Origin of the sequence: Pseudonocardia sp. T1-2H, from assembly GCF_038039215.1 — a bacterium.
Lineage (GTDB): Bacteria > Actinomycetota > Actinomycetes > Mycobacteriales > Pseudonocardiaceae > Pseudonocardia.
The window spans coordinates 2,230,014-2,242,915 of record NZ_JBBPCL010000001.1 but is presented as its reverse complement, the minus strand read 5'-3'; the positions used below and the strand labels follow the sequence as shown (position 1 = coordinate 2,242,915).

Sequence of the window (12,902 nt, the reverse complement as noted above, 5' to 3'; positions counted from 1 at the left end):
CCACCCTTCCCGCGCGGCGGCTCCCTCAGGGTGTGAGGACCACCTTCTCGCAGTCGTCTTCCTTGTTCTTGAAGATGTCGTAGCCGCGCGGTGCCTCGTCCAGGGGCAGCCGGTGGGTGATGATCCGTGTCGGGTCGAGCTCGCCGAGCTCGATCCGCCGCAGCAGCGGCGTCATGTACCGCTGCACGTGACACTGGCCCGTCCGCAGGGTCAGCGACCGGTTCATCCAGGCCCCGGCCGGGAACTTGTCCACCATCCCGCCGTAGACCCCGATGACCGACACGATCCCCCCGCTACGACAGGCCAGGATCGCCTGGCGCAACGCGTGGGGGCGGTCGGTCTCGGACCGGACGGCCTGCTTGATGCGGTCGAAGGCCTGGATGTGGGCGCTGCCGTGGGTGGCTTCCAAGCCGACGGCGTCGATGCACTTGTCCGGGCCCCGGCCGCCGGTGAGCTCCAGCAGCCGGGACCGGACGTCGACCTCCTCGAAGTTCACCGGGATGTGGCCGGCCTCCTCGGCCATCCGCAGCCGGTACGGCTCCTTGTCGATCGCGATCACCGAAGCGGCGCCGAGCATCCGTGCGCTGTCCATGGCGAACTGGCCGACCGGGCCCGCGCCCCACACGGCGACCACGTCGCTGGGCTGGATGTCGCACATCTCGGCACCCATGTAGCCGGTGGGCAGGATGTCGGACAGGAAGAGCACCTGCTCGTCGACGAGATCGGACTCGATCTTCAGCGGTCCCACGTCCGCGAAGGGGACCCGCGCGTACTGCGCCTGTCCACCGGCGAACCCGCCCGTCAGATGCGAGTAGCCGAACAGCCCGGCCACCGGGTGGCCGAACATCTTCTCCGCGATCCCGGCGTTCGGGTTGCTGTTCTCGCAGCAGGAGTACAGCTGCGCCGCGCAGGCCCCGCACGCACCGCAGGCGATCGGGAAGGGCACCACCACGCGGTCACCGACCCGCAGTCGCGCCGGATCGACACCGGTGCCGACCTCGACGACCTCGCCCATGAACTCGTGGCCCATGATGTCGCCGTCCTGCATCGTCGGCACGTACCCGTCGAGCAGGTGCAGATCCGATCCGCAGATCGCCGTCGAGGTGATCCGCACGATCGCGTCGCGGCTGTTCAGGATGGCCGGATCCGGCACGTCCCGGACCTCGACCTCGTTGCGGCCGGCCCAGCAGTTCGCCCTCATACCCCCAGCACCTCCTGCCGCTCCTCGGCCGTCAGCGGCTGTGCCGGGCGCTGCGGGAACTCCTTGCCGGCCCGCGTGCCCCACGGCGCGCCGTCGGAGCGCACGACCTCACCGGCCTCCAGGACCTGCTTGAGCCGGCGCAGGTCGTCCTCGAGCTGCTGATGGGGCTCCTCCCCGAAGTACTTCGCGACGACCTTGCCCAGCTTCCCGGCCGGGATGTCGTAGACCAGATGCACGTGCACCTCGGTGCTCACGCCGTCGGGCGCGAGGACGAAGGACACCGTGCCCTGGTTCGGGACGTCGGCGCCCTCGGCCGAACGCCACGCGATCCGCTCGTCCGGAACGTCCGCGATCACGACGGCCTCCCACTCGACCGTCCCGTCGCCCGGGGCGCTCGCCACCCATGTGCTGGTCGTCTCGCCCGTCGTCCGCACCTCGTCGAGGTGCTCCATGAACGTCGGCAGGTTCTCCAGGAGGCGCCAGAACGCGTACACCTCCGGCAGAGGCCTGCGCACCGTCGTCGTCGCTGTCAGATCCATCAAGTTCCTCCCTCGGATGTCCGAGTCCGGTCAGCACGGCCGTTGAGACCGGAGGTACTGCGACAAGCGCGGGAAGTACCACCCGGACGCGGATCCACACGTCTGCCGGCGAGGCAACTCGTCCCGGCCGGGAGGACGGCCACACAACGCGGCACCGCGGTTGCGGGACAAGGGCATGCCACCTCGCTACTGTTCGAGTAGCGGCGCGAACACGAATCCGGGCGCCGTCGCTCGCCCTCTGGAGAAGGAACGCAAATGGCACAGGGAACCGTGAAGTGGTTCAACGGCGAGAAGGGCTTCGGCTTCATCGCCCAGGACGGCGGTGGGGCGGACGTCTTCGTCCACTACTCCCAGATCGAGGCGAGCGGGTTCCGCAGCCTCGACGAGGGTCAGCGGGTCGAGTTCGACGTCGGCCAGGGCCAGAAGGGGCCGCAGGCGGAGCACGTCCGCGTCATCTAGCTCCGGCGCTCCCGCGCCCGGCCCACGGAGGGCCAGAAGGGCCCGCAGGCCCAGGGCGTCCGCGTCATCTGATCCGAACTCTGCACCAGCACGTCAGGAGTCCGCTTCCCGTCAGGGAGGCGGGCTCCCGCTGTATCCGGGGTCGGACGGCATGACCTCCGCGGAAGGCGACGACCGGCGGGTGCGCCGTGCACGACGAACGCCGGGAGCCGGTAGCCCGGGACGACGGACGAGACCGGCGCGTCGAGATCGAGCAGGCCCTCGTCGGCCGGGCGCAGCGCGGGCCGTGGCGGCGACGATCCTGGACATGGTGCCGCCGAGCCAGGTGTCGATGCAGCATCTGGAGCGGGGCTCGAAGTACGCGGAGGGCGCGGCGGAGCCGGCCCGTCATCCGTTTCCCTGCCCAGGAGCCACGACTGCCACTGAGCGGCAAAGATGCTCACCATCTCACGCAGAGTGCGTACTATATCTATCGGACCCGTGCTCACGAGGCATGCCGGCCATCTCGGCCCGCCCGGAACCCCGGGCGGCGCCCCCGCACCTGTTCGCGGACGACCTGGAGGGTCCGATGACGCTCACCCGCGCCATCTACGAATGCGCGCAGTCGGTTCTCGCGGCACCGCCCGAGGTCGTCCGCGACCTCCGGATCGACGTCGACGGGGTGCCGGCCCAGTACCTCGACGCCGGTGCGGGGCCGCCCCTGGTGTTGCTGCACGGCCACGAGCAGAGCGCGGCGGGCTGGCGATGGGTGATCCCCGCGCTCGCCCGCACCCACCGGGTCCTGGCGCTGAGTCTGCCCGGGCACGGGGAGACCGCACCGGCGGTCGGTGCCCACGCGCCCGGCCGGGATCTCGCGCCGTTCGTGACCGCCTTCCTCGACGCCCTCGGCCTCGGGGAGGTCGACCTCGTCGGGCACTCCTCGGGCGGGGCGGTGGCGCTGAACGTCGCGCTCTCCGCGCCGCGGCGGCTGCGGAGCCTGACCCTGGTGGCCAGTGCCGGTCTCGGCCGCCAGGTCAACCCGCTGCTCGCGCTCGACACGGTCCCGGGACTCGGCGAACTCGCGATCCTGCTCAGCCGGACACCCGGTGGAGCCCTCGCGCGCACCGCCCTGTCCATGGCAATGTTGTTCGCGAGGCCCTGGCGGGCACCAGGTGACTTCGTCGCCGAGCAGCACGCCCTCGCCCGCCGGCCGGGGCAGCTCGAGAATTCCACAACCATGGCCCGAGCCCTTTTCGACGCCACGGGGCAACGCGAGGTCGTGCTCGACCGCCTCGCCGCCGTGACGGTTCCGACTCTGGTCATCTGGGGCGCTCGCGACTACGTCCTGCCCGCCAGCCAGGCGGGCGCTGCCGCCCACCGTCTGCCCGGCGCCCGGGTGAGCGTGTTCCCGGACTGCGGGCACCTCCCCCACGTGGAACACCCCGACCGGTTCAGCACCGAGCTCGCCGGATGGCTCGCGGAGCAGCGAGCCGTCCACCGACCGCCGACGACCGGTCCGAACCCTCCACCTACCGAAGAAGGCAGCGATGCCGACAGACGAGACCCCCACCCCTGAACGGCCCAGGACCAGCCGCGCCTACGGCCCCGAGGCGAACCGGTACGACCGCCGCACCACCGCCTACCAACGATGGCGCGATGCGGTGGTCGCCAAGCTGGACGTCGGAGCCGGTGACACCGTCCTCGACGTGGGCTGCGGCACCGGACTGTGCATGAGCGCGCTGCAGGGCAAGGTCGGGCCCAGCGGCACGATCGTCGGGATCGACGCCTCCGACGAGATGCTCGGGCTCGCCCGCGCACGTGCCACCCACAACGACTGGCACAACGTCCGGCTGCTCTCCGCTTCCGAACCCGCGGCGCTGCAGGACGTCCAGGCCGACGGAGCCCTGTTCTGCGCGGTGCACGACGTCCTGCAGTCCCCGACGGTCCTGACCCAGGTCGTCGAGCACCTACGCCCCGGCGCACCCGTCGCGGCAGCCGGGGGCAAACGACCACCGATCTGGGCGTGGGGCCTGCGCGGCTGGGTCCGGAGCCTGCACAGCCCCTACATCGAGGACTTCACCGGCTTCGACCGGCCCTGGCGGCTGCTCGCCACGCACGTCCCCGACCTGAACGTGCGCGAGCTCGCCTTCGGCACCGGGTATCTGGCCACCGGGCACACCCCGGCGCCGACACCCTGACGAGAGGAGACACCCAGGACGGTCACGATGAGCGAGCATCGAGCGGGGTGACGATTCGGCCACGCTGCGAATCATGCTCTTCACCCGTATCGTCTTTTCCCCGAACATCAGCAAGAACACTTCGGCTGCCCCGGACCCCGGCAGCACGCCGCAGTTCTCGACCTGAGCCCTGCTCCGCACCAGGCCATTTGTGCTGCAGATTCCCCGATGTCTCGGCTTCGGCAGCAACCGGAGAGGAAGTGCCATGGCCGGCAACGCCGCCGAGTCAGGACGCTCCGTGACGAACAAGATCACATCTATCCTGCTCACCTTCACCGAAGGCAGCGAACATTCGCTCACCGAGATAGCCAGAATGGCGGGCCTGCCGATCTCGACGGCCCACCGGCTCGCCACCGAGCTCACCTCATGGCGGCTGCTCGAGCGCACCACCGACGGCCTCTACCGAGCAGGACTGCCGCTGCGCACGATCGGCGGCCGTCACCCGTGCCCACCCAGCGTCGCCGAACGCGCGCCGTACGTTCTCGAGGACCTCGCCGCCGCGACGCGCAGCCGAGCCCGCCTCGGGCTCATGGCCGACCTGCAGGTCTCCTACATCGAGAAGCAGCCCGGGCGGAAGCCGGCCACGACGTTCGCCGCCGCGGCGACCCTTCCCAGCCATGCGACGGCCCTGGGCCAGGCTCTGCTGGCGTACGGCCCGAAATCCACCGTCGATCTCGTGATCGCGAGCGGCCTCCGGCCCTACACGAGCGCCACCGTGACCGCGCCGGACCGTCTGCGCCGCGCTCTCGGCATCATCCGGCTGACCGGCGTGGCGATCACGCGCCGCGAGCTCGAACCCGGGACCTGTGGGATCGCGATGCCCGTGTTCGGTCCGGGCGGTCGGATGGTCGCCGCGATCGAGCTCTCCACCCACGATCTCAGCACCCAACTGCAGCCCGCCCTGACCGCCCTGAGGATCGCGACCCGCAGCCTGTCGCGGGAGCTCGCCGCCGCAGTGCCGGGTGCAGCCGGTGCAGCTCCGACCGATCCGTCGGTCGGATCCTGATCGGGTCCGGTCCGGTCCGGTCCGGTCCGGCGAGCGGGCGGGCGGCGCTCGCCGCTCTACCGGTGGCTCGACGACGCCGGCGCCCGCCGGACCGCCCCCGAGTTCGCCGAGTGCGGCGTCTCCTGCTACAGCCGGCACTGCCGCCTCCGGGACGGCGCCGGCCCCGCGTCCGCGACGTCCTCGCCACCCATGGGACGCAACCGGTCCGCCGGCCCGGCCGGGGTGAGCTGCTCGCCGCGGTCGGCGCCCAAGGGTCTGTCCTGCTCAGCGCACCGCGAACCACACCAGGCACGCCGCTCCGGCGGCGATGCAGTAGATCCCGAAGGGCCGTAGCGACCGGTCCTCGAGGTACCGGGTCAGGAACCGCACCGACAGGTAGGCCCCGACGCCGGACAGCAGGCTGCCGACCAGGATCTGCGGCCGGATCCCGTCCCCCAGCGGGCCGGCCAGGTCACCCAGCTTCAGCACCCCGGCGGCGAGGATCACCGGTGTGGCCAGCAGGAACGAGAAGCGGGCCGAGTCCGTCCGGGACAGCCCCTGCGCGAGCCCGGCGACCATCGCGCTGCCCGAACGGCTGATCCCCGGCAGCAGCGCCGCGATCTGCGCGGCCCCGATCAGCACGGCCCGGCCGACCGGGACCCGGGAGATCCTGCGGTCGACGGCCACTCCGGTCTCGGGGCCGCCGGCGGCCGCGGGGAGCACCACCGTCGGAGAGTCCGAGGTGGGGACGGCGGCGGCCAGCGCGGCCTCGCGGGTGTCCGCGCGCGAGCGCATCCGCTCCCCCATCAGCAGCAGGATCCCGTTCAGCACCAGGAACGCCGCGGTCGGCCCGGGCTTGCTGAACACCGTGCGGAAGAGGTGTTCCAACAGCAGTCCGGCCACCCCGACCGGGATCGTCGCCAGGACCAGCAGCCAGCCCAGACGCTGGTCGGGGGTCCGTACCTCGCGGCGGGCGATGCTGGTCACCAGCCCCCGCACGATCCGGGCCCAGTCCCGGCGGAAATAGATCAACAGCGCGACCGCGGTGGCGACGTGCAGGCCGACGACGAACGCCAGGTACGGCGACTCCGGCGAGCTGACGTCCAGGTCCTGTGCCCAACTGCCGCCGACCACCGCAGGCAGCAGGATGCTGTGTCCCAGGCTGGAGACCGGGAAGAGCTCCGCCACCCCCTGCACCGCACCGACGACGATCGCCTCGGCCCAGCTCAGCCCACTCACGGCAGATCCTTCACAGACGTATTCGGCATGCCCGTTCAACCGTTGCGCGGCGGCGAAACGTATCGCCGTGAACCGGACGATGGCCAAGTTTTGGTCCGGCTCTTACCTTCGGGCGGCGGGCCGGATCCGGGCCGGCCGATCACTCGAAGCCATGGACGTGCTGCGCCGACGACGGTCTCGTCGGCAAAACGCCTGTGCAGGTCCTGTGGAACCGCGCTCTGGGTAACCTCGGCGCGATCTTCTGCCGCGGTCGGGCCACGACGTGTTCGGTGCCGGGGTTCCCCGGCGCGACGATCGTCGGGCTGCCGCACACACCGGAGGGCGTCTTGGGCGGATCGACCGTCGTGGTCGGCTGGCAGCTCGCGGTCGCCCTGGTCGCGCTGGTCGCCCTGACCGTGGTCACGGCGGTGCTGGGCCGGCTGGGCACGGCGTCGGCGTCCGTGGTCGCGGCACTGCGGGCCGTGGCCCAGCTCGCCGCCGTCTCGGCGGTCATCCTCGCGGTGGTCCGCTCCTGGTGGGCGACCGTGCTGTTCGTCCTGGTCATGTTCACGGTGGCCACCTGGACGTCGGCGAGGCGGATGACCCGCGACCGCTGCGGCTTCTACGCCGGGGCGGCCATCCTCGCCGGCGTCGCGCCCGTGCTGGCCATCGTCCTCGGCTCCGGCGCCGTACCGCTGACCGGCATCGCGGTCGTCCCGATCGGCGGGATCGTCATCGGCGGCGCGATGACGGCCACCTCGGTCGCCGGCCGCCGCGCCCTCGACCAGCTCAGCGCTCGCCGCGGCGAGTACGAGGCCGCGCTCTCGCTCGGGTTCATGGACCGCGACGCCGCGTTGATCGTCGTCCGTCCCTCCGCGCACGACGCCCTGGTGCCCGCGCTGGACCAGACCCGCACCGTCGGACTCGTCACCCTCCCCGGGGCGTTCGTGGGCGTCCTGCTCGGCAGCGGCGACCCCGTCCGCGCCGGGGCCGCGCAGGTCCTGGTCCTCGTCGGGCTGCTCGCCGCCGAGACCGTCGCCGTCCTGGTGACCGTCGAGCTCGTGGCCCGCGGCGTGATCAGGCGGACCTCCGAGCAGCACACCTGATCCCGCGCCGACAGCGCCTCCCCGTACCCTCGCCGCCATGACGCGGCTGCTCCTGGTGGAGGACGACGAGACGATCGGCCAGGCGCTGCGCAGCAGCCTCACCGCCCACGGACACGGCGTGGCCTGGGAGACGACCGGGCGTGCGGCGCTGCGCGCGGCGGCCGGCGATCCGCTCGATCTCGTCCTGCTCGACCTCGGGTTGCCCGATCTCGACGGCGTCGCGGTCTGCCGCGAGCTGCGGGTCGCGCAGCCGGACGCCGTGGTCGTCATCCTCACCGCCCGGGACGAGGAGATGGACGTGATCATCGGCCTCGAGGCCGGCGCGGACGACTACCTGACCAAGCCCGTCCGGCTCGCCGAGCTGCACGCGCGCATCCGGGCCCACCTCCGCCGCGTCGAGTCCGCGACCCGGGCCGAGAGCAACGACCCGCTGAAGCTGGGCGATCTGGTGCTGGACCCGTCCAGCAGAAGGGTCACCCTCGCCGGGAGCGACCTGCCGCTGCGCGCCAAGGAGTACGAGCTCCTCGCCCGGCTCGCCGCCGAACCGGGCGTCGCGATCAGCCGCGAGAAGCTGATGTCCGACGTGTGGGACGAGCACTGGTTCGGCTCCACGAAGACCCTCGACGTCCACGTCGCCGCGCTGCGCCGCCGGCTGGCGGAGGCCGAGGACCACACCACGGTTCCCGTGATCGTCACGCTCCGCGGCCACGGCTACCGGCTCGACGTCCCCCGGCCTGACGCCTCCGCGAGGATCTGCCGCCCTCTGACCGCCGCGACCCGAGCGCGAACCTGCAGGTCCGAAGTGGCGCCGCCGGCGTCCTCCAGCAGGATCCGCTCTCCCTGCGACTCGTGGCGCGAGCGCTCCGGTGACGCGTGCGGGATCGACGTCCGCACGTGAGGTCCTGCGCGGGTGAGCCGGTCACACCGCGGGCCGCGGCACCGCGTGAGGAGCACGTCCCTGGTCAGGCTCCCCCGGCGAGGGGCCGGGGCGGCGCAGGTGCCGGGCGACGTACGTCGGGTAGGCCATCTGGCTGATCATGAGCAGGCGCTCGACGGCGCCCAGGAGCGCGCCACCGTCGATCAGCTGCAGGAGGAACCAGGCGAGCTGAACCAGCAGCACGCCCGTGACCGCGATCCTGAACCGCGGGAGCGGCCGCGCCGCGGTGTGCAGGTTCGCCGTGAGCGGCCACACCGTCAGCGCGACCCAGGCGCAGGCCGCGGCGCCCATGTGGACAGGCGAGCTGCCCTGGACCGGCTGGGGCGCGAGCGCCGCCACGACCACCCCGGTACCGGCAGCGGCGAGGACGGTCCGGGACCGGGCCGTCAGCACCCGGAGCTGTACCGCCAGACCGAGGTAGGTGCCGCCGGCCAGCAGGAGACCGGCCGTCATGATCCAGGAGTGGGTGGCCCCGCGGCCGGCCAGGACGCTGATGGTCTGGGCGGTCCAGTCGTAGGGACGGGCCTGCACCAGCGCCGCCGCCGTCCACGCGAGCGCGAGCAGCAGCGGCGCGCAGGCGACGACCACGACCTGCGCGGCGGAGAGGCAGCCCGCGGCCCGATCAGCCGGGCAGTCCGGGCAGGCCGCGTCGGGGCTGCTCGCCATCACCGGGTCCGGGGGCCCTCGGGCGTATCCGGGCCGCCTACCGGACGGCGCGCCGTCGGACCGCGCCGACGATTCCGGTCGCCACGAAGAGCACGATTCCGATGACGGCCAGCCACAGCAGCGATTTCACGGTGAACCCGATGACCGCGACGATCAGCCACAACACGAGCAACCCGACGATCAGTCCCATGACTGCCACCTCCCGATTCGAGCACCGATGCTGGTCGGACGCGGCGTTCCCGTCGGGAGCCGTCCGTAACCATCCCGGTGACGTCGACGGGGCCCGAGTCCCGTCCGCTTGGTAAAGGATTCACCAGGACATGGCTGGTCTACCCTGTCGCGTCGTGCCCTCCGACCCCACGGCCCCGCCGTCGCGGCGAGCCTTCCTCAAGGCCGCCGGGTTGCTCCCGTTGATCGGTGCGACAGCGTGTGCGGCCGCGCCGGGACCACCGGCGGCCACGCCCGCACCGGCCACCACCAGCCCCCGGGCCGCCGCACCGACGACCGCCCCGCACCCGGTGGGCGAGGTCCAGCACTCGGACACGGGGCGCCCGCAGGTGGCGCTCACCTTCCACGGCGCCGGCGACGAAGCCCTGGCCCGTCGTGTGCTCACGACGCTGCACCACCGTGGTGCGGCCGTCACCGTGCTGGCCGTCGGGACGTGGATGCAGCAGTACCCGGACGCCCCCCGGCTCGTCACGGACCTCGGCCACGAGATCGGCAACCACACCTGGTCGCACCCGGACCTCACTGCGCTCGACGAGGCCGGGGTGCGGGCGGAGATCGAGCGCTGCCGGGACCGCATCGTCACCGCGACCGGGGGCCCCGGCGCCTTCTTCCGGCCCTCTCAGGCGCAGCACGCCACCGCCGAGGTCCGTCGCCTCGCCGCGGCTGCCGGATATCCCGCCGTGCTGTCCTACGACGTCGACTCCAGGGACTTCACCGACCCCGGCGCGGGCGCCATCCGGCGGAACCTGCGGACTGCAGTCGCGGGTAGCGTCGTGAGCCTGCATCTCGGCCATCCCGGCACCCTCGAGGCCCTGCCCGGCCTCCTCGACGACCTGGCCGCCCGCGGCCTCACGCCTGTCACCGCCAGCACCCTGTTCGGCTGAGAGGACCCGCCCGTGACGGCCCGACCCCGGCACCCCGCCGCGTTCCTGCTTGCCCTCGCCCTCCTGCTCGCCGCCGGATGTTCGACCGCCGATCCCGCGCCCGCCGCCATCGCTCCGGTCCCACATGCCGCACGCCCGGTTGCAGACCCTGGACTACCCGGGATGGCGCCGGTCCTCGACCCGCACAACGTCTACGCCGCGTCCGGGGCGAACATGCTCTCCGACGTGGCCAGGACCGCGAAACCTCTGGTCTACGTACCCCACACGAGGTCCGGGGACGTCTGGGTGATCGACCCCGCGACGTTCGCCGTGGTGGCGAAGTACCCCCTCGGCGCCGGCGAGCTCCAGCACGTGGTCCCCTCGTGGGACATGAAGACGCTCTACGCCAGCGACGACACCCGGCACAAGCTCACCCCCTTCGATCCGACGACGGGCAGGCCCGGCACCCCGATCCCGGTCACCGACCCCTACAACCTCTACTTCACCCCCGACGGGCGCTCCGCGATCTCGGTGGCCGAGCAACGCAAGGAACTCGTCTTCTACGACCCGCACACCTGGGCCGTCCAGGACGTCCTGCCGACACCCGACTGCGCCGGCATCGACCACGCGGACTTCACCGCCGACGGCCGCACCGCGGTGTTCACCTGCGAGTTCGCCGGGCGCGTCGCCGTGGTCGACGTCGCGACGCACAAGCTGCTGCGCACGATCGACATGCCGAAGCGCAACATGCGGATGGGTCCGCAGGACATCAAGCTCGCCCCGGACGGCTCGGTCTTCTACATCGCCGACAGCGACCAGAACGGCCTCTGGGTGCTCGACGGGGCGGCCACGAAGGTCGAGCGGACGATCCCCACCGGCGGGGGTGCGCACGGTCTCTACCTGTCCCGCGACGCCACCAGGCTCTACGTGACCAACCGGCACGAGGGCAGCGTCAGCGTCCTCGACGCCTACACCGGCGCGCCGGTCACGAAGTGGCGGATCCCCGGCGGTGGGAGCCCGGACATGGGCAACGTGACCGCCGACGGCACGCAGCTGTGGCTCTCCGGGCGCTACGACCACGCCGTCTACGTCCTCTCCACCGTCGACGGTCACCTGATCCACAAGATTGCCGTGGGCAACGGCCCGCACGGCCTGTGCGTCTGGCCCCAACCCGGGCGCTACTCCCTCGGGCACACCGGCATCACCCGGTAGCACGTCGCGCCGCGGGCGGTTCGGCCCTTCCCGCTCGATGACGGTCGGCGTACGGTCGCCCCACCCATCCTCGGGAGGCGGCGTTGCACGAGCTGTCCATCACCCAGAGCATCGTCGACTCCGTCGTCGACCGGCTCCCGGGCCGGCGCGTCACGCTCGTCGCCCTGGACGTCGGCAAGCTCTCCGGGGTCGAGCCGGAGGCCCTGCGCTTCTGCTTCGAACTGGTCGCGGCGGGGACGGACCTCGACGGAGCCGCCCTCGTCATCGCCGAGCCACCGGGGCGGGCGCACTGCGCGGACTGCGGCTCGGACTTCGAACTCGACACCCGCATCCTGTTGTGCGACTGCGGCAGTGCGGACGTCCGCGTCCGGAGCGGGCACGAGCCTCGATCAGATCGGTGGAGGTGGCCTGAGATGTGCGCGACCTGCGGGTGCGGCGACGACGCCGGCGTCCGGTTGACGACCGTCGGGCACGACGGACACACCCACGACCACGACCACGACCGTCCCGACGACCCGGACCGCGCCCGCACGGTCGTCCTCGAACAACGGATCCTGGCCAAGAACGACCACCTCGCCGAGCACAACCGCACCTGGCTGGCCGCGCGGAGCTGCGTCCTGGTCAACCTGATGAGCGCTCCGGGCTCGGGCAAGACGACGCTGCTCGAGCGCACGATCGCCGAGGCCGCGTTGCCGCTGGGGGTCATCGAAGGCGACCAGGAGACCCTCGTCGACGCGCAGCGCATCGAGGCGGCCGGCTGCCCCGTGGTGCAGATCAACACCGGCGCCGGCTGCCACCTCGACGCCGACATGACCGCCCGCGGACTCCGGGCCCTCGACCCCCGACCCGGCTCGGTCGTCATCGTCGAGAACGTGGGCAACCTGGTGTGTCCCGCGCTGTTCGACCTCGGGGAGACGGGGCGGGTGGTGATCATGTCGACGACGGAGGGACCGGACAAACCGCTCAAGTACCCGCAGATGTTCGTCGGCGCGGACCTGGTGCTGATCAACAAGATCGACCTGCTGTCCCACCTCGACGTCACCCTCGAGCAGATCGTCGGGAACGTCCGGGCCGTCGCGCCCGCGGCCGAGCCCTGCCCGTGTCCGCGATCCGGGGCGAGGGGATGGCGCACTGGTACGGCTGGCTGGAGCGGCTGGCGCCGGCCTCCGGACAGCCGGCGGAAAGCGCCTCTGACAATAGATGAAGGGTGCATCTAGCTGCACCCGCGCGGAGCTTCCCGTCAATCGCCCGATGCTCTTGACGTGATCCTGC

At 72.0% G+C, this 12,902-nt stretch carries 13 protein-coding genes and 3 pseudogenes; 10 read left to right on the top strand and 6 right to left on the bottom strand.

From position 1 onward, the window contains the following. Positions 1–25: 25 nt before the first annotated feature. Entirely contained in the window at positions 26–1,201 is a 1,176-nt protein-coding gene (locus tag WBK50_RS11170; RefSeq protein WP_341335525.1) for a zinc-dependent alcohol dehydrogenase, read from the bottom strand. Continuing rightward, positions 1,198–1,740, bottom strand: a complete 543-nt coding sequence (locus WBK50_RS11165; RefSeq protein WP_341335524.1) for an SRPBCC family protein — start codon at positions 1,738–1,740, stop codon at positions 1,198–1,200. The genes WBK50_RS11170 and WBK50_RS11165 overlap by 4 nt, the downstream gene beginning before the upstream one ends. A gap of 255 nt (positions 1,741–1,995) precedes the next feature. Here WBK50_RS11165 and WBK50_RS11160 point away from each other — a divergent pair, with 255 nt between their 5' ends. The 4 genes from WBK50_RS11160 to WBK50_RS11145 all read left to right on the top strand — a co-directional run bounded on the left by WBK50_RS11160 (position 1,996) and on the right by WBK50_RS11145 (position 5,421). Next, positions 1,996–2,199, top strand: a complete 204-nt coding sequence (locus WBK50_RS11160; RefSeq protein ID WP_341335523.1) for a cold-shock protein — start codon at positions 1,996–1,998, stop codon at positions 2,197–2,199. 493 nt (positions 2,200–2,692) lie between these two features. After that, positions 2,693–3,754, top strand: a complete 1,062-nt coding sequence (locus WBK50_RS11155) for an alpha/beta fold hydrolase (protein WP_341335522.1) — start codon at positions 2,693–2,695, stop codon at positions 3,752–3,754. Then, positions 3,726–4,376 (top strand): class I SAM-dependent methyltransferase, encoded by a 651-nt coding sequence (locus WBK50_RS11150; protein ID WP_341335521.1) that lies wholly within the window; start codon positions 3,726–3,728, stop codon positions 4,374–4,376. Before WBK50_RS11155 ends, WBK50_RS11150 begins: the two co-directional genes overlap by 29 nt. A gap of 277 nt (positions 4,377–4,653) precedes the next feature. Next, positions 4,654–5,421 carry an IclR family transcriptional regulator gene (locus WBK50_RS11145; RefSeq protein ID WP_341335520.1) on the top strand — a complete coding sequence of 256 codons (768 nt, stop codon included), beginning with the start codon at positions 4,654–4,656 and terminating at the stop codon, positions 5,419–5,421. Positions 5,422–5,546: 125 nt separating this feature from the next. Here the strand turns inward: WBK50_RS11145 and WBK50_RS11140 are convergent, their stop codons facing one another. Both WBK50_RS11140 and WBK50_RS11135 read right to left on the bottom strand, forming a co-directional pair. Then, on the bottom strand, positions 5,547–5,672 hold the full coding sequence (locus tag WBK50_RS11140) for a hypothetical protein (RefSeq protein ID WP_341335519.1): 126 nt from the start codon (positions 5,670–5,672) through the stop codon (positions 5,547–5,549). Positions 5,673–5,685: 13 nt separating this feature from the next. Beyond that, positions 5,686–6,639: an undecaprenyl-diphosphate phosphatase gene (locus tag WBK50_RS11135; protein ID WP_341335518.1), complete on the bottom strand. Its 954-nt coding sequence runs from the start codon at positions 6,637–6,639 to the stop codon at positions 5,686–5,688. A gap of 326 nt (positions 6,640–6,965) precedes the next feature. Between WBK50_RS11135 and WBK50_RS11130 the strand changes: the two genes are divergently transcribed. Both WBK50_RS11130 and WBK50_RS11125 read left to right on the top strand, forming a co-directional pair. After that, positions 6,966–7,724, top strand: coding sequence for an ABC transporter permease (locus WBK50_RS11130; RefSeq protein WP_341339360.1), 759 nt, complete (start codon positions 6,966–6,968; stop codon positions 7,722–7,724). Positions 7,725–7,761: 37 nt separating this feature from the next. Then, positions 7,762–8,454 (top strand): annotated as a pseudogene (locus WBK50_RS11125) (response regulator transcription factor); the annotation flags it as partial. 189 nt (positions 8,455–8,643) lie between these two features. Here the strand turns inward: WBK50_RS11125 and WBK50_RS11120 are convergent. Then, positions 8,644–9,327 (bottom strand): DUF998 domain-containing protein, encoded by a 684-nt coding sequence (locus tag WBK50_RS11120; protein WP_341335517.1) that lies wholly within the window; start codon positions 9,325–9,327, stop codon positions 8,644–8,646. Between the two features lie 37 nt (positions 9,328–9,364). Further along, positions 9,365–9,517 (bottom strand): hypothetical protein, encoded by a 153-nt coding sequence (locus WBK50_RS11115; protein ID WP_341335516.1) that lies wholly within the window; start codon positions 9,515–9,517, stop codon positions 9,365–9,367. 154 nt (positions 9,518–9,671) lie between these two features. On the opposite strand from WBK50_RS11115, the gene WBK50_RS11110 reads away from it, so the two are divergent. From WBK50_RS11110 to hypB, 4 genes and pseudogenes are all read left to right on the top strand, one after another. After that, positions 9,672–10,439, top strand: coding sequence for a polysaccharide deacetylase family protein (locus WBK50_RS11110; protein WP_341335515.1), 768 nt, complete (start codon positions 9,672–9,674; stop codon positions 10,437–10,439). Between the two features lie 12 nt (positions 10,440–10,451). Next, positions 10,452–11,630, top strand: coding sequence for a YncE family protein (locus WBK50_RS11105; RefSeq protein ID WP_341335514.1), 1,179 nt, complete (start codon positions 10,452–10,454; stop codon positions 11,628–11,630). Between the two features lie 83 nt (positions 11,631–11,713). Continuing rightward, a pseudogene (locus tag WBK50_RS11100) lies at positions 11,714–11,953 on the top strand (hydrogenase maturation nickel metallochaperone HypA/HybF); the annotation flags it as partial. A 90-nt stretch (positions 11,954–12,043) separates the two neighbouring features. Then, positions 12,044–12,834, top strand: a pseudogene (gene hypB, locus WBK50_RS11095) (hydrogenase nickel incorporation protein HypB). The last annotated feature ends 68 nt before the right edge of the window (positions 12,835–12,902 follow it).

Bases quoted from the DNA above. Each gene is read 5' to 3' on its own strand.
- WBK50_RS11160 (WP_341335523.1), top strand. From the start codon at position 1,996: ATGGCACAGGGAACCGTGAAGTGGTTCAACGGCGAGAAGGGCTTCGGC.
- WBK50_RS11150 (WP_341335521.1), top strand. From the start codon at position 3,726: ATGCCGACAGACGAGACCCCCACCCCTGAACGGCCCAGGACCAGCCGC.
- WBK50_RS11165 (WP_341335524.1), bottom strand. From the start codon at position 1,740: ATGGATCTGACAGCGACGACGACGGTGCGCAGGCCTCTGCCGGAGGTG.
- WBK50_RS11120 (WP_341335517.1), bottom strand. From the start codon at position 9,327: ATGGCGAGCAGCCCCGACGCGGCCTGCCCGGACTGCCCGGCTGATCGG.
- WBK50_RS11155 (WP_341335522.1), top strand. From the start codon at position 2,693: ATGCCGGCCATCTCGGCCCGCCCGGAACCCCGGGCGGCGCCCCCGCAC.
- WBK50_RS11170 (WP_341335525.1), bottom strand. From the start codon at position 1,201: ATGAGGGCGAACTGCTGGGCCGGCCGCAACGAGGTCGAGGTCCGGGAC.
- WBK50_RS11115 (WP_341335516.1), bottom strand. From the start codon at position 9,517: ATGGGACTGATCGTCGGGTTGCTCGTGTTGTGGCTGATCGTCGCGGTC.